This is a genomic window from Streptomyces sp. NPDC001536, assembly GCF_042894505.1.
Classification (GTDB): domain Bacteria; phylum Actinomycetota; class Actinomycetes; order Streptomycetales; family Streptomycetaceae; genus Streptomyces.
Genome location: NZ_JBIAVQ010000009.1, coordinates 173709 through 191836 on the forward strand (window position 1 = coordinate 173709; position 18128 = coordinate 191836).

The 18128-nt window shown below is 69.8% G+C and carries 18 protein-coding genes; 9 read left to right on the plus strand and 9 right to left on the minus strand.

Translation table 11 applies throughout. The annotated features are described in order from the left end of the window. Window positions 1-86: 86 nt before the first annotated feature. The 4 genes from ACFY0U_RS24800 to ACFY0U_RS24815 all read left to right on the plus strand — a co-directional run bounded on the left by ACFY0U_RS24800 (window position 87) and on the right by ACFY0U_RS24815 (window position 4681). A complete protein-coding gene (locus ACFY0U_RS24800) occupies window positions 87-479 on the plus strand; it encodes a hypothetical protein (protein WP_388639239.1) in 393 nt (130 codons plus the stop codon). Next, window positions 479-2953 (plus strand): DUF4132 domain-containing protein, encoded by a 2475-nt coding sequence (locus ACFY0U_RS24805; RefSeq protein WP_388639240.1) that lies wholly within the window; start codon window positions 479-481, stop codon window positions 2951-2953. The genes ACFY0U_RS24800 and ACFY0U_RS24805 overlap by 1 nt, the downstream gene beginning before the upstream one ends. A 110-nt stretch (window positions 2954-3063) precedes the next feature. After that, a complete protein-coding gene (locus tag ACFY0U_RS24810) occupies window positions 3064-3693 on the plus strand; it encodes a Uma2 family endonuclease (protein WP_388639242.1) in 630 nt (209 codons plus the stop codon). 226 nt (window positions 3694-3919) lie between these two features. After that, window positions 3920-4681: a hypothetical protein gene (locus ACFY0U_RS24815; RefSeq protein ID WP_388639244.1), complete on the plus strand. Its 762-nt coding sequence runs from the start codon at window positions 3920-3922 to the stop codon at window positions 4679-4681. Here the strand turns inward: ACFY0U_RS24815 and ACFY0U_RS24820 are convergent. The 7 genes from ACFY0U_RS24820 to ACFY0U_RS24850 form a co-directional block, all read right to left on the minus strand. Then, a complete protein-coding gene (locus tag ACFY0U_RS24820; RefSeq protein ID WP_388639245.1) occupies window positions 4678-4986 on the minus strand; it encodes a hypothetical protein in 309 nt (102 codons plus the stop codon). The two genes, ACFY0U_RS24815 and ACFY0U_RS24820, sit on opposite strands and share 4 nt — an antisense overlap. After that, window positions 4986-5591, minus strand: a complete 606-nt coding sequence (locus ACFY0U_RS24825; RefSeq protein WP_388639247.1) for a hypothetical protein — start codon at window positions 5589-5591, stop codon at window positions 4986-4988. Before ACFY0U_RS24825 ends, ACFY0U_RS24820 begins: the two co-directional genes overlap by 1 nt. Window positions 5592-5712: 121 nt before the next feature. Next, window positions 5713-6474, minus strand: a complete 762-nt coding sequence (locus tag ACFY0U_RS24830) for a succinate dehydrogenase iron-sulfur subunit (RefSeq protein ID WP_388639248.1) — start codon at window positions 6472-6474, stop codon at window positions 5713-5715. Next, window positions 6474-8228: a succinate dehydrogenase flavoprotein subunit gene (sdhA, locus tag ACFY0U_RS24835; RefSeq protein ID WP_388639250.1), complete on the minus strand. Its 1755-nt coding sequence runs from the start codon at window positions 8226-8228 to the stop codon at window positions 6474-6476. Before sdhA ends, ACFY0U_RS24830 begins: the two co-directional genes overlap by 1 nt. A gap of 22 nt (window positions 8229-8250) precedes the next feature. Continuing rightward, window positions 8251-8733 (minus strand): succinate dehydrogenase hydrophobic membrane anchor subunit, encoded by a 483-nt coding sequence (locus ACFY0U_RS24840; RefSeq protein WP_046261722.1) that lies wholly within the window; start codon window positions 8731-8733, stop codon window positions 8251-8253. Window positions 8734-8738: 5 nt separating this feature from the next. Then, window positions 8739-9119, minus strand: a complete 381-nt coding sequence (gene sdhC, locus ACFY0U_RS24845) for a succinate dehydrogenase, cytochrome b556 subunit (RefSeq protein ID WP_266888806.1) — start codon at window positions 9117-9119, stop codon at window positions 8739-8741. Between the two features lie 188 nt (window positions 9120-9307). Continuing rightward, window positions 9308-9883, minus strand: coding sequence for a 2-oxo-4-hydroxy-4-carboxy-5-ureidoimidazoline decarboxylase (locus ACFY0U_RS24850; protein ID WP_388639252.1), 576 nt, complete (start codon window positions 9881-9883; stop codon window positions 9308-9310). Window positions 9884-10092: 209 nt separating this feature from the next. Between ACFY0U_RS24850 and ACFY0U_RS24855 the strand changes: the two genes are divergently transcribed. From ACFY0U_RS24855 to ACFY0U_RS24870, 4 genes are all read left to right on the plus strand, one after another. Then, entirely contained in the window at window positions 10093-11715 is a 1623-nt protein-coding gene (locus tag ACFY0U_RS24855; protein WP_388639622.1) for a glycoside hydrolase family 20 protein, read from the plus strand. 118 nt (window positions 11716-11833) lie between these two features. Then, window positions 11834-12517 (plus strand): DUF4328 domain-containing protein, encoded by a 684-nt coding sequence (locus ACFY0U_RS24860; protein ID WP_388639254.1) that lies wholly within the window; start codon window positions 11834-11836, stop codon window positions 12515-12517. A gap of 422 nt (window positions 12518-12939) precedes the next feature. Beyond that, on the plus strand, window positions 12940-13443 hold the full coding sequence (locus ACFY0U_RS24865) for a hypothetical protein (protein WP_388639256.1): 504 nt from the start codon (window positions 12940-12942) through the stop codon (window positions 13441-13443). A gap of 74 nt (window positions 13444-13517) precedes the next feature. Next, window positions 13518-14066: a hypothetical protein gene (locus ACFY0U_RS24870; RefSeq protein ID WP_388639257.1), complete on the plus strand. Its 549-nt coding sequence runs from the start codon at window positions 13518-13520 to the stop codon at window positions 14064-14066. Between the two features lie 152 nt (window positions 14067-14218). On the opposite strand, the gene ACFY0U_RS24875 is transcribed toward ACFY0U_RS24870, so the two are convergent. After that, entirely contained in the window at window positions 14219-14704 is a 486-nt protein-coding gene (locus ACFY0U_RS24875) for a DUF1877 family protein (protein WP_388639259.1), read from the minus strand. Between the two features lie 194 nt (window positions 14705-14898). Between ACFY0U_RS24875 and ACFY0U_RS24880 the strand changes: the two genes are divergently transcribed. Then, window positions 14899-15276, plus strand: coding sequence for a hypothetical protein (locus tag ACFY0U_RS24880; RefSeq protein ID WP_388639260.1), 378 nt, complete (start codon window positions 14899-14901; stop codon window positions 15274-15276). A 77-nt stretch (window positions 15277-15353) separates the two neighbouring features. On the opposite strand, the gene ACFY0U_RS24885 is transcribed toward ACFY0U_RS24880, so the two are convergent. Beyond that, on the minus strand, window positions 15354-17960 hold the full coding sequence (locus ACFY0U_RS24885) for an FG-GAP-like repeat-containing protein (RefSeq protein ID WP_388639262.1): 2607 nt from the start codon (window positions 17958-17960) through the stop codon (window positions 15354-15356). Between the last annotated feature and the right edge of the window lie 168 nt (window positions 17961-18128).

Genomic DNA, 18128 nt, shown 5'->3' on the forward strand with positions numbered 1-18128 from the left:
GGCGTGCGGTGCCGGGCGGGCCCGGAGCGGGGCGGCGTGCGCCGGCGCCGGGGCCGTTGTCAGTGGTGGGTCGTACTGTCGGCGGCATGGGAATCGTGACGTTCGTCGACGAGACGACAAGCGGGGGCCGTAGCGACGGCTGGGGGCTGGAGATCGCCGAGGAGCGGCTCAGCGTACGGGAGTTGATCCGGCGCCGGGTCTTCCAGGAGGTCGCCGAGTACAACGCCCGTACGCCGGAGGTCTTCCACGGCCTGGTCCAGCCCGAGGACACCGAGCGCGTCCTGAACGGCTACGCCCTGCGCACACCCCGCCGCATAGACCCCGAGAAGCAGACCGCGCTGGCGCTCAAGGCGTTCGCCGGCAACGGCTTCCTGGTGCTCGTCGGCGACCGCCAGGTCACCGAGCTCGACGAGGAGATCGAGCTGGTGCTCGGCACGGAGGTCACGTTCCTGAAGCTCGTCGCGCTGGTGGGTGGCTGATGGTGGGGAACGTCCAGCGGTACAAGGACCTGATCGGCAAGCGCTCCGCCGACGGGCAGCCGGAGGCGCTCGCCGCCGACATGCTCAAGGCGGCGGTCGTCAACAACGGCAACTGGACCGGCCTGTGGAGCGGCGTCCTGGACCGGCTCTGCGAGCTGCCGCCCGAGACGCGGGCGCGGGTCGCCGACGGCCTGGTGACGCAGTACCACTCGCAGGAGGCCGGCCCGGACGCCCGGAGCAATGCCCTGGCGCTGCTCGGGGTCGTCTCCCGAGGACTGGAGCCCGACGACCGGCTCACGGCCGAGCGCCTGAAGCGGCTCGACGACCTCGGCCGGCAGCACTCCTTCTGGTACGGATCGCGCTACGAGGGCCTGGTCGAGGCCGAGTTGGCCGCAGGCCGCCCGCTCGCACCGGCCGTGGTGGCCGTCTTCCGGCGTACGGCCTCCAGCACCACGTACCGGGACGCCACCCTGAGCAAGGTGGTCAGGAAGCTCACCCACCCCGCCCTCAACGTCGGCGAGGAATGGGCCGAACAGGCCCTGAGCGACGCCGGGGACGACGCCGACTGGCAGGCCCTGCTCGCCCACGTCGCCACCGCCACCAGCGCCAAGCCCACCGCGAAGTGGGACGCGCCGGCCCGCGCGCTCATCGAGGCCCTCGGAGCCGACCGCGTCCGCGAGGCGGCCCTGTCGTGGCTCGCCCTCGTCGGCCGCCCCCGCACCTTCCCGCTGGAGGGCTGGGCGTACGGACCGGACGTCAACGGCGCCTACGACCCCTACAACGCCGACGCCCTCCGCGGCCTCGCCTGGCTGCTCTCCCTGCTCCCGCCCCACCCGGACACGGCCCGGGCCCTCGGCGCCCTCGTCGAGACCTCCCTCAAGAAGGTCGCCGGCCTCGGCCCGCGCAACCCCAAGGTCGCCAACGCCGGCGTCACCGCCCTCGCCCGGATCGACAGCGAGGCCGCCCTCGCCGAACTGGCCCGGCTCGCCACCCGCGTCACCTTCAAGGGCACACTGAAGCTGCTCAACGGCGCCCTGGACGCACGGGCCGAGGCGATGGGGCTCAGCCGCGAGGAGATCGAGGAACTGGCGGTGCCCGCCTACGGGTTGACGGAGGTGGGACGGGCCGAGCACCCGCTCGGGGACGTCACATGTCTGGTCGAGGTCCACGGCACCAAGGCGGTGCTGAGCTGGCGCAACGCGAGCGGCAAGGCCGTCAAGAGCGTGCCCGCCGCCGTCCGCCGGGACCACGCCGACGACCTCAAGGATCTCAAGGCGGCCGTCAAGGACATCGACAAGATGCTCTCGGCCCAGAGCGAGCGCCTGGACCGCCAGTTCCTGGCCCGCCGCACCTGGCCCTACGCCGCGTGGCGTGAGCGCTACCTCGACCACCCCTTGGTAGGCACCCTGGCCCGCCGCCTCCTGTGGAAGGTGGACGGCAGGACGGCCGGCTACACCGACGGCGCCCTGCGCACCCTCACGGACGACCCGGTGGACAGCGGCACCGAGGTCTCCCTCTGGCACCCGGTCGACCACGAACCCGCCGAGATCGTCGCCTGGCGCGACTGGCTGGAACGGCACGGCATCACCCAGCCGTTCAAGCAGGCCCACCGCGAGGTGTACCTGCTGACGGACGCGGAACGCGCGACGGGCACCTACTCCAACCGCTTCGCCGCGCACTTCCTGCGCCAGCACCAGTTCCACTCCCTGGCGGCGGTCCGAGGCTGGCGCAACAAGCTCCGCCTCAGCGTCGACGACGAGGCGCCCCCGGCCACCCGCGACCTCCCGCAATGGGGCCTGCGCGCCGAGTACTGGATCGAGGGCGACGGCGGCGAGCACTACGACGACATCACCGAGTCCGGCAGCTTCCTGCGCCTGCGCACCGACCAGGTCCGCTTCTACCCGATCGACGCCCCGGAGAACTCCGCGCACTGCTGCGGCGGCGAGTACCGCATGTGGCTGCGCGACGGCCAGGACCCGGTCGAGGCCCTGCCCCTGGACTCGATCCCCCCTCTCGTCCTCTCCGAAGTCCTGCGCGACGTCGACCTGTTCGTCGGCGTGGCCAGCGTCGGCAACGACCCCACCTGGCAGGACGGCGGCCCCGACGGCCGCTTCCAGGAGTACTGGACCTCGTACGGCTTCGGCGAGCTGGGCCAGAGCGCGGAAACCCGGCGCGTCCTCCTGGAACGCCTCATACCCCGCCTCGCCATCGCCGACCGCTGCACCCTGGAGGGCCGCTTCCTCCAGGTAAAGGGCGACCGCCACACGTACAAGATCCACCTCGGCTCCGGCAACATCCTCCGCACCCCGAACGACCAGTACCTCTGCATCGTCCCGAAGTCCAACGCGTCTGCCCCACAGGCGGGTTACCTCCCTTACGAGGGGGACCGCATGCTGGCGGTGATCCTGAGCAAGGCGATGATGTTGGCGGCCGACACAAAGATCACGGACCCGACGATCCTGAGCCAGCTCTGAGACGGGCGCCGGGAGGTAAGGCATCGGATCACTCGTCTAGGTGAGGCAGCTGTCATTTGCCCCTGGGTACGCTGAATCGTCAGGCGAGACTCCGTCCCATGGGAGCACCGATGAGCGCCGTATCCGACGACGAGCAGGACGACGAGTCGGCGTACCGCTGGCCGATCCCGCCCCCCGAGGGCTGGACCGCTGACGACCTCGACCGGATTCCGGGCCTCCCGCCGCACACGGAGTTGATCGACGGGAGTCTCGTCTTCATGAGTCCGCAGACCGCATTCCACGCACGCTGTATGCGTCTGATGGAGAACAGCCTTCTCGAGTGGGCACCGGATCACCTGGATGTAATGCGGGAGATGGCGATCAAGTTGGACGCGAAGAACCGGACTGAGCCGGACGTCCTGGTTTTCCCGCTGGAGGCGAACACCGGATCCAAGCAGACCTGGTACAACGCCGACGACATCCTCCTCGCAGTCGAGGTCGTCTCCGCCGACTCCCGCGAGCGCGACCGCGAGGTCAAACCCCGCAAGTACGCGGCAGCGGGGGTCCCGAACTTCTGGCGCGTGGAGGAGGACGACAGCAAGGGCCTCCCCGTCGTCTACGTCTACGAACTCGATCCCGCCACCAAGTCCTACGGACTCACCGGCATCTTCCACGACCACCTCAAGGTCTCCGCTCCGTTCGACATCGAGATCGACCTCACGGCGATCGATCGACGCCCTGGCGGCTCATCGAGCGGATGACCGCACCCTCCCTCCACCTCGTTTGACAGCGCGCCTCATACTGAACACCGCATAGGGGCGTATGGGGAGGGTGGGCTTCGTGCGAAGGGCGCTGGCGGTGCATTTCGCGCCGTGCGCGCTGTTCGTCACGGGGGTGCTTGCGCTGGTGCGGGCGGGGAGCTTTTCGAGAGGGAGCGATTGGGGAGCCGTATGGCCGCAGAGTCCGAGCGCGGCACTCGGAACACTCGTGACGATCGCTGCCTGTGCCGCATTGCTGGGTCTGTTGCTGCAGCCGTTCCAAGTCCGCGCGGTGCGGGTGCTGGAGGGCTACTGGGACCGGTGGTCGCTCACCGCCCGACTCGCGGGGGCGCTTGTCAGAGTGCAACGCAGGCGGTGGCAGGCGTTGCGACGGCGGGCCGACAAGCCGCCGGCCGGGGAAACGGAATTGCGGGTAGGGGCTGATGCTCACCGGCGTCTCGCCGCGCATCCGCCGGTGGGAGTCCTGCTGCCCACGGCCCTGGGAAACGCCTTGCGCGCTGGAGAGTTGAGCGCCGGTGAGCGTTACGGGCTGACGACGTTGACCTCCTGGCCGCGCATTTTCCTCCAGGTGTCCGACCGTATGGCCGACGTACTTCGGTCGACCCGCGATGCCCTCGACAGCGCTGTGAATCTCTGCTGGGCCTTTCTCGCGCTCGCCGGGATGGGCGTCGCGGCCTTGTACGACGATCCGTCCGCCTGGTGGTGGTGCGGCGCTTGTCTGGTGCTGGCGGCTGTGTCGTACAAGGGCGCGGTGATCGTGGCGCAGACGTACTCCGGTCTGATGCACGTGGTGTACGACCTGCACCGCTTTGATCTGCTCGACGCGCTGCACTATCCGCTTCCGGAGGATCCGGACAGCGAGGAGGCCGTGTTTGCCGAATTGTCGGACGAGTTCGACGGGTATCGGCGGCGCGGGCGTTCGTACGGCCATGTATCCAGACCCGATCGGAAAGATCCGACGGAGAACTAGCAGTCGTCGAGGACGGCCTTGACCTGCTTGAGTCGGTCGATGAGCCCTTTGTCCCGGCATAGTGCCACCACGGCGGGCGGCAGACACCCGAGGGGGCAGGCGGGTTTGTGCCCCACGTCACCGGCCCCGGACGCGGCCAGATGTGCTGTGACTGCGGCCTTCATGTCCCCGTGCTGCTCGAAGATCGCGTCCCATTTCGCGACGTCCTTTTGCGTGTAGGAGCCCTGGAAGGTCACCTGGCAGTCGATGTGAGGACACTTGTAGGTCGGTGTCTTGTGACCCGGCAGCGTCACGTCGTAGAGCATCAGTCCGTGCCTCCGTCCAGTGATTTCGGCGTGGGTTTCGGATCGGGCGGCTCGTACGTCTCCTGAGAGAGGCGGTAGATCCACCAGGCCTCGACGACGGCTCCCGCCAGGGCGAGGCCAACGGAGATCCACCGCACGACGTCGCCGTTGTCGCGGGGCAGCAATGCGCTGGTCACGGCAAGGGTCAACAGCATGGTCCCGGTGTTGAAGGCGATCACTGCCCGGCGGACGCGAATCGTCCACTCGCCGAAGTGTTCGCTGCGTTCCTCCCAGTCCCGGGTGGCCTTGGCGGATTCGCCGTACCAGGCTCTGATCGTTTCCTCGTTGTACAGATACTGGCGGGCGTTCGCGCCTATCTGGATGGTCGCGATCAACGCAATGGACGCCGTGAGGACGAGGAGCAGTGTCACCTCGGGCCACTTGAAGTGCTTTTCGCCCTCCACTATGAGCACGCCGAGCAATGCGAGCGACGCGCCCGCGAGCAGAGGTGCGGCCACCGTCTGCGTCGATGTGGTCGCCTCCGCGTAGCCGAGGGGATAAGGCGCCCTCGGCAGCAATGTTGGTTCCACGCTCTTCGACATGAACCGCCCCCAGGCCTTGGGCATTTGTGCACGGAGCATGACAGGCGGAGCCAGTGGTTCAGTAGGCGGGAAATCCAGCCAAAAACACCAGAGGGCCCCGTTCCCGAAGTGACGGAAACAGGGCCCTGAGGCAGACCTGCGAAGATCAGAACCGGCGCGTGATCAGTGCCTTCTTCACCTCGGCGATCGCCTTCGTGACCTCGATGCCGCGCGGGCATGCGTCCGTGCAGTTGAAGGTCGTGCGGCAGCGCCACACGCCGTCACGGTCGTTGAGGATCTCCAGGCGCTGCTCCCCGGCCTCGTCGCGCGAGTCGAAGATGAAGCGGTGGGCGTTGACGATGGCGGCCGGGCCGAAGTACTGGCCGTCGTTCCAGAAGACCGGGCACGAGGACGTGCAGGCCGCGCAGAGGATGCACTTCGTCGTGTCGTCGAAGCGCTCGCGGTCCTCCGCGGACTGGAGGCGCTCACGCGTGGGCTCGTTCGTGTCCTTCGTGATGAGGAAGGGCATGACGTCGCGGTACGCCTGGAAGAACGGCTCCATGTCGACGACCAGGTCCTTGAGGACCGTCAGGCCCTTGATGGGCTCGACCGTGATCGGCTTCTCGGGGTTGATGTCCTTGATCAGGGTCTTGCAGGCAAGGCGGTTCTTGCCGTTGATCCGCATCGCGTCCGAGCCGCAGATGCCGTGGGCGCAGGAACGGCGGAAGGTGAGCGTGCCGTCCAGGTCCCACTTGATCTTGTGGAGGCCGTCGAGGACGCGCTCCTTGGGGTCGATCTCCAGCTGGAAGTCTTCCCAGGTCGCCTCGGCCGAGATCTCCGGGTTGAAGCGACGCACGCGGAACGTGACCGTGATGTAGGGAGAGGCCGCGGACTCCGCCTCGACCTTGTCCAGAACAGGGGTTGCCATCAGTACTTACGCTCCATCGGCTGGTAGCGGGTCTGGACGACCGGCTTGTAGTCGAGACGGATCGACTCGGCGCCGTCGTCGCCCACCTCGCGGTACGCCATGGTGTGGCGCATGAAGTTGACGTCGTCGCGGTTGGGGTAGTCCTCGCGGTAGTGACCGCCGCGCGACTCCTTGCGGGCCAGGGCGGAGACCGCCATGACCTCGGCGAGGTCGAGCAGGTTGCCGAGCTCGATCGCCTCCAGCAGGTCCGTGTTGAACCGCTTGCCCTTGTCCTGGATCGCGACGTTCTTGTAGCGCTCGCGCAGCTCCGCGATCTTCTCGACCGCCGTCTTGATCGTCTGCTCGGTGCGGAACACCATGACGTTGGCGTCCATGGTCTCCTGGAGCTCGCGACGGATCACGGACACCCGCTCGGTGCCCGTCGACGCGCGCAGCCGCTCGACCTGCTCGACCACGAGCGACGCCGGGTCCTCCGGCAGCTCGACGAAGTCCGCCGTCTGGCTGTACTCCGCCGCCGCGATGCCCGCCCGACGCCCGAACACGTTGATGTCCAGGAGCGAGTTCGTGCCCAGACGGTTGGCGCCGTGCACCGAGACGCACGCCACCTCGCCGGCCGCGTACAGACCGGGAACCACGGTCGTGTTGTCGCTCAGCACCTCACCCTCGACGTTCGTCGGGATGCCGCCCATGGCGTAGTGCGCGGTGGGCTGGATCGGGATCGGGTCCGTGTACGGCTCGATGCCCAGGTAGGTGCGGGCGAACTCCGTGATGTCCGGGAGCTTCGCGTCCAGCTGCTCCGGGGGAAGGTGCGTCAGGTCCAGGTAGACGTGGTCACCCTCGGGGCCGCAACCCCGGCCCTCGCGGATCTCCGTGTAGATCGACCGCGATACGACGTCCCGGCTCGCCAGGTCCTTCATGACCGGCGCGTACTTCTCCATGAAGCGCTCGCCGTCCTTGTTGCGGAGGATGCCGCCCTCACCACGGGCGCCCTCCGTCAGCAGGATGCCCATGCGCCAGATGCCGGTCGGGTGGAACTGGAAGAACTCCATGTCCTCCAGCGGCAGACCGCGACGGTAGACCGCCGCCTGACCGTCACCGGTCAGCGTGTGCGCGTTCGACGTCACCTTGAAGAACTTGCCGGTGCCGCCGGACGCGTAGATCACGGCCTTCGCCTGGAAGACGTGGATCTCACCGGTGGCGAGCTCGTACGCCACGACACCGGCCGACTTCTTGACGCCGTCGACCTCGGTGATCAGCTGGTCCAGGACGTAGAACTCGTTGAAGAACTCCACGCCCTCCTTGACGCAGTTCTGGTACAGCGTCTGGAGGATCATGTGGCCGGTGCGGTCCGCGGCGTAGCAGGACCGGCGGACCGGGGCCTCACCGTGGTTGCGGGAGTGACCGCCGAATCGGCGCTGGTCGATCGTCCCGTCGGGCGTCCGGTTGAACGGCAGGCCCATCTTCTCCAGGTCGAGGACCGCGTCGATGGCCTCCTTCGCCAGGATCTCGGCGGCGTCCTGGTCGACCAGGTAGTCACCGCCCTTGACCGTGTCGAAGGTGTGCCACTCCCAGTTGTCCTCCTCCACGTTGGCCAGCGCGGCGGCCATGCCGCCCTGCGCGGCGCCCGTGTGGGAGCGGGTGGGGTAGAGCTTCGTGAGCACGGCGGTACGGCTGCGCTTCGTCGACTCGATCGCGGCGCGCATGCCGGCGCCGCCCGCGCCGACGATGACGGTGTCGTACTTGTGGATCTTCATCAGGAATTCCTCAGCCCCGTGCCTAGCGGATGTTCGGGTCGAAGGTGAAGATCACCAGCGTGCCCAGCAGGATGGTGAACACCGTGGCGGTGTAGAGCAGGCCCTTCAGCCAGAGCCGGGTGTTCGCGCGCTCCGCGTAGTCGTTGATGACCGTGCGCAGGCCGTTGGCGCCGTGCAGCATCGCGAGCCACAGCATCAGCAGGTCCCAGACCTGCCAGAACGGGGACGCCCAGCGGCCGGCCACGAAGGCGAAGCCGATCTTGGAGACGCCGCCGTCGAGCACCAGCTGGATCAGCAGGTGGCCGAGGACCAGGACGACCAGCACGATGCCGGACAGGCGCATGAACAGCCAGGCGGCCATCTCGAAGTTGCCGCGGGTGGACCGCGGGGTCTTCTTGGTGCGCTTGCGCGGGGCCTCGATGAGGGGAGCCGGGTTGTCGACGTCGTAGAGGGACTCGCCCTCGACGGGGCCGATACCGGACGCGGTCTTCTCGGTGATGGACATACGCGTCAGCTCCCGAACAGTTCACGAGCGGCGTGACCGAGGACGGGGTAGATCGCCCCGATCATCAGCACGACCCACAGGCCGACGACCGACCAGAGCATCTGCTTCTGGTAGCGCGGGCCCTTCGACCAGAAGTCGACGGCGATGACGCGCAGGCCGTTGAGTGCGTGGAAGAGGATGGCGGCGACGAGGCCGTACTCCAGACACGCGACGAGCGGGGTCTTGTAAGTGGCTACGACCCTGTCGTAGTCCTCGGGGGAGACACGGACGAGAGCAGTGTCCAGCACGTGAACGAACAGGAAGAAGAAGATGAGGACGCCGGTGACTCGATGAGCCACCCAGGACCACATTCCTTCCCGGCCGCGGTACAGCGTTCCAGCCGGCACGGAAGTCCCTCCGGGAGCGGGGATTGGGGCCGCCGGCTTGTGCTGTCGGTCTGGCCCGGCCGGGTACGGTCCACCGGCCCCCAGCATGTTATCGATGCGGCGGTGTCTGGCTTACGCCGGGCCTATCGGTGTGATCAAAGTGGCACGCGGATGGGTGAGTGGTGCGGCTAATGGGGTGGGGTGTCCTGTTATTTGCCGGGTGCGGGCTCGTTGTGGCTGGTCGCGCCGTTCCCCGCGCCCCTAAGTGCTTCTGCCAACCGTCCTTTTGCAAGGCGCCGCAGTTCCTCCGCCGCCACCACCCGCTCCTCCTCCGGATCGTTTGTCAATCGTGACCGGATTCCTGCCAGTACGTGGTCCAGGGCTTCGCCCTTTGACAGGCCGTCCAGGCAGATGACGAAGGAATGGCCGAACTTCGCCTCATATGCCGCGTGTGCCGCGCTCAGGGCCATATGGGCGGCTTCGTACATTCCGTCCGGCAGTGACGGCAGCGTTTCTCCCGCCAGCGCCTCCGACAGGTCGCCCGGGGACAGGTCGTACGCCGCCTCGTCCGACGCGGCCTGCAAGGACTCCAGGTCCGGGTACGGGCGGTGGTCTGCGACCCGGCGGGCCCAGCGCAGGCTGCGGAGGCATGCCAGAAGGAGGCGGTGGGCTTCGTCGGGGGACGCGGTGTTGAAGGCGTCCAGCAGAGTCGGCGACCGTGGGGTGCGGGTCTGCTCGGGCAGGGCCGGTATGGCGACTCGGCCGGGAAGGTGTGTGGGCGTCACGTGTGTTTCGGCAGGGGAAGCTGTGTGAGGTGTGGCGTCACGTTATCGAGAGTGGGCATGACGTGTCTGACGGACAACCGAATTTCACTCGAACGGCAGAGTTTCGGAACGTCGGGTGGACACTTCCGGCCACCCCTCATGTCTAGGTTGGCCACGTGAGCCAGCACAGGCGCCGGCCGTCGGCGGAGAAGGTACGGCAGACACGGCAGATGAGGACACGCGTGGTCGTCGTCGCCGCGGTGGCGGCGACCGTCACGGCGGGGGTGGGGCTCGGGCTGTGGGCCTCCGGGGACGACGGGGCCGGCGGGCCCGCGGGATCCGCGCTGCCGACGTCCTCCGTCGGGGCCTCGGCGGCCGCGCCCAGCGCTCCCCGGGAGACACCCAGCCCGTCCCCCACCCGCTCCTACGCCCTCTCGCGGACCCCGCGCACGATTCCCGCCGTCCAGGCCCACACCCCGGCGCGCGGCCCCGGCTGGCGGCCGCAGCGCGGGGCGCGGGTCGTGGTGAGCGACGCGGGACTGGCGGAGGAGGGGCGGCTGGTCGCGGGTGAGCTGGGGCTGACGTACGCGGGGGAGCGGGGTGACGACAAGGCCGGAGACCTGCGGCTGGCCCTCGACGAGGGCGAAGGGGGCGATCCGGAGTCGTACACCATGACCGTGCGCGGGGGGCGGGTCAGCATCAGCGGGCCCGCCGACTCCGGGGTCTTCTACGGGACCCGCACCCTCAAGCAGGCGGTGCACGGCGGCGGTACGGCGCCGGAGGGCGTCGTACGGGACGCGCCGGCCAAGCCGGTGCGCGGGTTCTCCCTCGACATCGCGCGCAAGCACTTCACCGCGGGCTGGATCGAGGACCGGGTCCGGGAGCTGGGCGATCTGAAGTTCAACCAGCTGCAACTGCACTTCTCCGACGACCAGGGGTTCCGGATCGAGTCCGACTCGCACCCCGAGATCGTGTCCGCCCAGCACCTCACCAAGGCCGAGGTCCGGAAGATCGTCCAGCTCGCCGCCCAGCGGCACATCACCGTCGTACCGGAGATCGATTCCCCCGGACACCTGGGTGCCGTGCTCGCCGCGCATCCCGAACTGCAACTGCGGAACGTCTCCGGGGTCGCCACGCGCGGCGCGATCGACATCTCCAAGGAGGGGTCCGCCGCGATCGTCGACGATCTGCTCGACGAGTACGCCGACCTGTTCCCCGGCGTGCCCTGGCACCTCGGCGGCGACGAGTACCAGGCGCTGGTGGTGAGTGACCCGGAGGCGTCCTACCCGCAGCTGGCGGCCGCCGCGAAGGAGGCGTACGGGGCCGGCGGGACCGTCGCCGACCTCACCACCGGCTGGCTCAACGACCGCGCCGACACCGTCCGCGCCCACGACAGGACCCCGTTGGCCTGGAACGACGGCTTCTTCCGGGGGACGTCCGTGCAGCCCGACGCCGACATCCAGGTCGCCTACTGGACCGGCAAGGAGATCGGGGCGCGGCAGCCCGTGGAGTATCTGAGCGCGGGGCGTGAACTGGTCAACTACAACGACGAGTTCCTCTACTACGTCCTCGGGCAGCCCAACAACTTCGTCTATCCGACGGGACAGCGGATCTACGAGCTGTGGACGCCGCGGGTGGTGCGGGGCACGCTGGCGGTCCCGGCGAGGTACGACGACCAGATCCGCGGCGGGTACTTCGCGGTCTGGTGCGACCTCGCGAACTCCCAGACCCAGGAGCAGGTCGCGGCCGGTGTCCGGATGCCGCTCAGGGCGCTGACCCAGAAGCTGTGGGACGAGGGGAAACCGGCGCTGTCCTGGGCGGACTTCAAGGCGCTGGCCGATCGGCTGGGCTGAGAGTGACGAGTGGACTTACGGGGCTGGTGAACCGTATCTTCCGCTTGCCGTGCGTGAGGCTCTGGGGAGGGCTGGGTGCGGCGTTCCGTTTTCTCAGTACTCGGGGGGCAGCCTCACCATGATCGAAAATCCGCATGCCCGGCTCGACGCCGTACCGGCCGTCTGGCTGCGATCGCCGATCGGGCTCGGACGGGCCGCCGTCGCGGGGCTCGGTGTCGTCATCGCCACCGACCTGTTCGCGGTCTGGGCGGACGTCGTCATGCGCGACGTGACCGGTGACCTGGCGAGCGGCGTGGCGGTCGGCGACCGCGCCGACCGCGCGGACCGGCTCTACTCCGTCGCCGGCACCGCCCAGACGGTCGCGCTGCTCACGACCGCCGTGCTGTTCCTGTGCTGGTTCCACCGGGTGCGGGTCAACGCCGAGGTGTTCCGGCCGGACGGCCACAGCAAGACGCGGAGCTGGGCGGTCTGGGGCTGGATCGTGCCGATCGTCAACCTCTGGTTCCCGCGCCGGATCACCCTCGACATCTGGGACGCCAGCAGCCCCTGGGGCGCGCCCCGGCCGCACGGGCTGGTCAACACTTGGTGGACGTTCTGGGTCATCTCCCTGCTCTCCGGACGGGCCGCGTCCCGTGCGTACACCCGTGCCGAGAGTGCCGAGGAGATCCAGGAGGCGGCGGGGCAGATGCTGTTCGCGGACGTCATCGACATCGTGGCCGCCGCGCTCGCGATCGTGGTCGTCCTGCGGCTGACACGGATGCAGAACGAGAAGGCCCACGAGGGGCCGCCGGTCTTCGCCTGAGACACGGGCTCGCGCCGCCGCCCGAGGGGCTGGCTCGCGGCGGCGCTGGGGGGCCGGGCTCGCGTCGCGGGCTGAGGGGCTCGCTTCGTCGCCGGATGGGCTGGCCCTCGGCTCCGCCCGGAGGGGCGCCCCGTCCCCGACTGGGGCCGCGGCCTTCGTCTACGTCTGAGGTGCCTTTCCCCACCAGCCTGAGGCATCGACGCTCGTCGCCGGGCCCGTGCCCGTCTCCGGCTGGGGGATCGGCGCCCGTCTTCGGCCGAGGGGCCCTCCGCCCCGCCTGACGTGCCGGTCCTCGTGGCCGCCTGAAAGGCCTGCACATGTGCATGTCTCAAGGGGTGGATTGTCCGATACGGCTGCGAACTGCCGTACGACTGTGGTGTATTCGGCCCGAGCCGCAGCCGAGACGCCGGGGGGAGCCGGAGATGGGCTACTGGGGGTATTTCGTGGTGGGTCGCAGTGAGCGGCCATTGGGGGAGATGGAGGCTTTGGCGGGGGCCGAGGGGCTGAGCCTGCGGGTGGAGGCGTCCGGGGGATGGCAGGTGTGGGAGTACCCGAGCGGGGAGGGGGACGTCGGGTCCATGAACTCCCTGGCCCGGGAGACCGGGGCGCCCGCGCTCTTCGGGTACGTGATGGACAGCGACTGTGTCGTCGTGGAGGCGGCCGGGCCGCGGAGCGGGGCGTGGACGACGTGTCTGGCGCGGACCGCGATGGCCGAGTACATCGGCGGCGGCAAGGAGGGACTCACGCTGGAGGACTACTTCCTGGAGCCGCCGGACGCCGCCGAGCGAGCCGTCTCCTGGGCCGAGGAGGCCGGGCACGACGTGGCGGCCGAGCGGGTGCTGGAGGTGCTGACCGCGGACCCCGACCCGTTGGCCGAAAACCTGTTCTTCCGGCTGCTCGACCGACTCGCCGTGGTGCCCCTGTGACACTCCGGCGCCGTCGCACGCAGTAAGGGGAAGTGCGGGCTCCGTCAGGGAAGCCGCAGGCGAGGGAGGCGTGGATGAGTCTGGTGGAGCTGATCGCTCAGGCCGACGAACGCGGACTGGCCGCCAGCGGGTTGGCTTGTTTGGATCGGTGCGTGCCTCTGCTGGGCGGTGACGACGAGCTCCTGAGACCGCTGTGGGCGAGCCTCGCCGACACCGGCGACTGGGGTGCGGGTCTGGAGGTCGCGCGCGGCAAGCTCGGGGGCGGGGAGGAGTCCGCCGAGGACGAGGCCGCGGCACTCGCCCGCCGGATGCTCGACGCCGCGCCCGCCGCGCCGGACGCCGCCGAGGTACGGGTGTGGGCCGACGCCTGCTCCGTCGCCTCGCTCCAGATCCACCGGCTCCTGGACCCCGTCGCCGCCGACGCCCCGCTCGGCGCCTGCCGCGAAGGCCGCACGCAGGGCATGCCCCCGCTCGTCGCCGCCGAACTGCGCCGCCAGGTCACCGTCCTGGAGGTACTCGCCGGGCACGGCACGGCGGGATTGCGGCGGGCCCTGGAGGTGTCGGTGGAGGGCCGGCGGGTGCTGCGGGCGGTGGTGTCGCGGCGGGCTCGGGGGCGGAGCTGATGCTCTGAAGGGTGAACGGCCCGGCCACTTGGCCGCTGCGAGGCTCGACGGGTCGGCCCCCCGGTCACCCAGCCCCACCAGCCCCCGGTCACCCCGCCCCTGGTCACCCGACCCCCGGTCCCCGGCCCCTGGTCACCCGACCCCCGCGCAGCTCACAACACCAGCCACTTCACCACCGCATCGCCATACTCCGCCGTCTGCCCATAGAACGCCGTCAGATCCCGGTGCGCCGCCGCGAACGCGCCCCGCAGCTCCGGCTCCGCGTCCTGCCCGTCGTACGGCTTCAGGAGGTCGTCGCGCGCGTTGCGCCACAGCGTCTCGAAGTCGGCGGTGGCGAGATAGGTGGCGACGCGGTTCGTCTGGGCGGCGGTCAGCAGCAGGAAGGGGGGTGAGGAGGGGTCGCGGTGCGGTATCCGGCGGCCGCCGAGGATCACCTGGGTGTGCGGGCCCTCGCCGGTCAGGGCGTCGGCGTACAGGTGGTCTTGGTCGAGGTAGCCGCCGTCCAGCACCTCCTCGCGGTGGCGGCCGATCCGCTCCCGTACGGCGTCCCAGTCGTCCTCGAAGAGCTTCTCCAGCCAGGCCGGGCTGTTGCGCAGAGCGGCGGGCGGAATGGCGCGGAAGTGGAAGTACATGCTCATCAGTGACAGGAGCGCACGGGAGCGGCGAACCGTCACTCCCGGGCAAAACGCGCACCTGAGAGCGGACTGTGTCCGTCGTGGGGCGGAGGTGGGGCGGTCCTGCGCCGGTATCGGGGACCGGGCCGGAAACGGGTGACGAACCGGCACCCCCGCACGCTCATGGGAGTGTGACGACCCATGTGACGACACAGCAGATGACCAGGCCCCCGGCGGCGACGAAGCCGATGCGATGGGCGGCGGACGCGGTGGCGACGATGCGCGAGGGCGCGCGGGTGCGGCTCGACTACTCGGCGCAGAGTCTGTGGCGCGTCGACCGGATGGTCGAGGACCTGCGGCGCGAGGGCACGCCGTACGACGCCGTCGAGGCGGTGCTGCGCGGCTTCGGCGCGTACGCCGGTGAGGTGATCGTCCGTCAGTCCGGTGCCGAGTGGTGGGCGAGCGGGGGTGACCACTGGATCCGTACGCCTGACGGGCTGCTGTGGGATCCGATGGACGAGGCCCGGCGGTGCTTCGCCGGGCACGGCTCGCTGCGGTTGCTGTGCCGGGACGCGACGGGCGCCGCCCGGCCGTAGGGCCGTTCCTGGGACCGCTTCCCGAGACTGCCGGGGCCCCGCCCACTGCACGGGGCCCCGGCTGTCGTTCCGGTGGCCTACGGCGCCAGCGTCTGGCCCAGCCGCGCGTCGGTCGGTGTCGCCAGTGTCGTCTTGCTGTAGATCACCGCGTCCGCGTACCCGAGGCCCGTGCTGTTGCTCGGGAGGTGCAGGAGGATGCCGTCGCCGGCGTCCTCGTTGTCGGCGCCGAAGGTGAGGTCGGCGCGGCCGTAGCCGGACAGGTCGGTCAGCGAGACCGAGGAGCCGAAGCGGTCGTCGGTCTCCGTGGACCCGGGGATGCCCGAGGTGTCCTGCGAGACCGCCACCGAGCCGGCGCCGGTGAGGCCCGACGCCGTGCCCTTGACCAGGATCGCGTTGCCCGCGTTGGTGCGGTTCACCCCGTCGCGGACCAGGTCCTCGCCGGGGGCGCCCGCGAGGACGTCCGCGTAACCGTCGGCGTTGAAGTCGCCTACGGAGACCGAACTTCCGAGCGCGTCGCCGGACTCGTTGCCGCCGGGGACGGACGCCGTGTCCTGGTGGATCACCGTCATGCCCGTGGTCGTGAAGCCCGTCGAGGTGCCCGGCACCATCGTGATCTGGCCGCCCGACTTCCCGCCGGACTCGGAGGCGATCGGCTGGCCGATGACGATGTCGTCGTAGCCGTTGCCGTTGACGTCACCGGCGGCGATGGACCGGCCGCCCTTGACGGAGATCACGCCCGCCTTGGTGAGACCGGTGGCCGAACCCGCGAAGCGGACCACACGGCCGATGCCTGCGCTGTCGCGGTAGTTGAGGGCGATGTCCGCGTAGCCGTCCCGGTTGAAGTCGCCGGTCGCGGCGTCCAGGTAGGCGACCGCGCCGGTGGCGGAGGTGAGCGTGCCGTACGTGTACTTCCCGGTGCCCAGCCGCACGTTCCAGTTGCCGCCCTTGCCGGTGCCCGCCGAGAAGACGTCCGCCTTGCCGTCGCCGTCGAAGTCACCCACGGCGACTGTCGAACCGAGCTTGGCGCCGGCCGCGGTGACGCCCGAAGTGGTGTACGAGAAGCCGGTGTCGAGCGCCGGTCCGTACATCACCGTGACGTTGCCCCGGTCGGCGTTGCCGCTGGTGTCGTCCTCGCCGGGGGAGCCGACGGCGAGGTCGGCGTAGCCGTCGCCGTTGACGTCGCCCCAGGCGGTCGAGGTGCCGAAGGCGTCGCCGGTCTCGGAGGAGCCGGGGACGCCCGGGCTGTTCTGTGTGAGCGTCACCTTCGCGGCCGTGGCAGGTCCGTCGACGCCGCCCGGGATCACCTTCACCGCGTTGGCCTTCGGCACGCCCGCGACCAGGTCGGTCACGCCGTCCCGGTTGTAGTCGGAGGTGGCGAGGGCGTGGGAGACGCCCGGTGTCTTCGCGAGCGAGGCGATCTGCGGCAGCTTCGCGTAGAGGTTGGCGCCGGGGCAGGCCGTGGCGTTGGTGTCGCGGTGTCCGAAGACCCGGGGCAGCGTGATCGAGGTCCCCTTGGCGACCTTGTTGCCGTCGACGCCCGCGGCGCTGCCGGAGACCAGGGTGACCTTGCCGGTCGGGTCGATGCCGTACATCCCGAACTTCCACGCCACGATCCGCGCGATGGCGTCGAGCGCGGCCTTGCTCGGCTTGGCGCTCTCGTAGTTGCCGATGTACGAGATGCCGACCGTGTTCGTGTTGAACCCGACGTCGTGCGCGCCGATCACCGGCAGGTCCATGCCGCCGCTGCGGCCCTCGAAGATCTGGCCGCACTTGTCGACGACGAAGTTGTAGCCGATGTCGTAGTAGCCGCGTGCGAAGTGCTCCTGCTGGATGGAGCGCAGCCGGGCCCGGGAGTCGGCGCAGGACAGGGTGTTGTCGCTGTCCATGCCGGTGTGGTGGATGACGGCGGCCTTGATCTCGGTGCCGTAGCCGGGGGTTCCGTCGTAGTCCGTGGACGCGCCCCACTCGGCCTGGGTGATGACCGGGGGCTTCACGACCGTGGAGGGGCGGGGGGCCGGGACGGTGGGGGTGGGGGACGGGGAGGGGTCGGCCGAACCGGACGGCGACCCCGACGCGGAGGGTGACGTCGAGTCAGAGGGCGACGCCGGCACGGAAGGCGAGGCCGAGTCAGAGGGCGAGGCCGAGTTGGTGGGCGAGGCCGAGTCGGACGGTGACGCCGACGCTGTGCCCGTCTCCGCCACGAACGCCGCCGGTTCCACCCCACCCCCCTCGGGATCCGTACCGGGATCGAGCAGCTTGACGTCCATCCCGGCCGGCTGCCCACCCGCCTCCGTGCCGTCCGCGTTCACGACCCGTACCTCGACACCGTCGGAGTCACCGGTCCACAACGACTCCGTACCGCCCCGCAGCGCGGCCCGCTCGCCCTCGGCCCCGTCGGCCTGGCTCGGGTCGTCCTGGAGCTTCTGCCAGCCCGACCACGTGCCCGACTCGGCGTCCCGGGTGCGTACTTCGGCGGTGCCGGGGGACTTCGCGTCGGGGTCGTCCCAGGTGACGAGGACCGCGCTGAAGCGGTCCGTCTCCCGCCGGTCGAGCCCCTTGCGGCCCGAGCCCTCGCTCTGGAGCTTGAGCGTGTGGACGGCCGACGCACGGCTCCCGGCCTTGCCGTCGGACTGCGCGCTCGGATCGGCCATGGCGTACGTGACGATGCCCGCACCGCTCAGCACGACGGCTCCGGCGGTCAGCCAGGCCCGTCTTCTGAGACTGAGCGGTCTGTACGCACGGCTGCTGCGAGGACTCAAGAATCCCACCCCTGAAAGATGAACACGGTCGTATCGGCCGCCACTTGGGCAGCACCTACACACAGCGCACACCTCTGGCCAAACATCACGGGT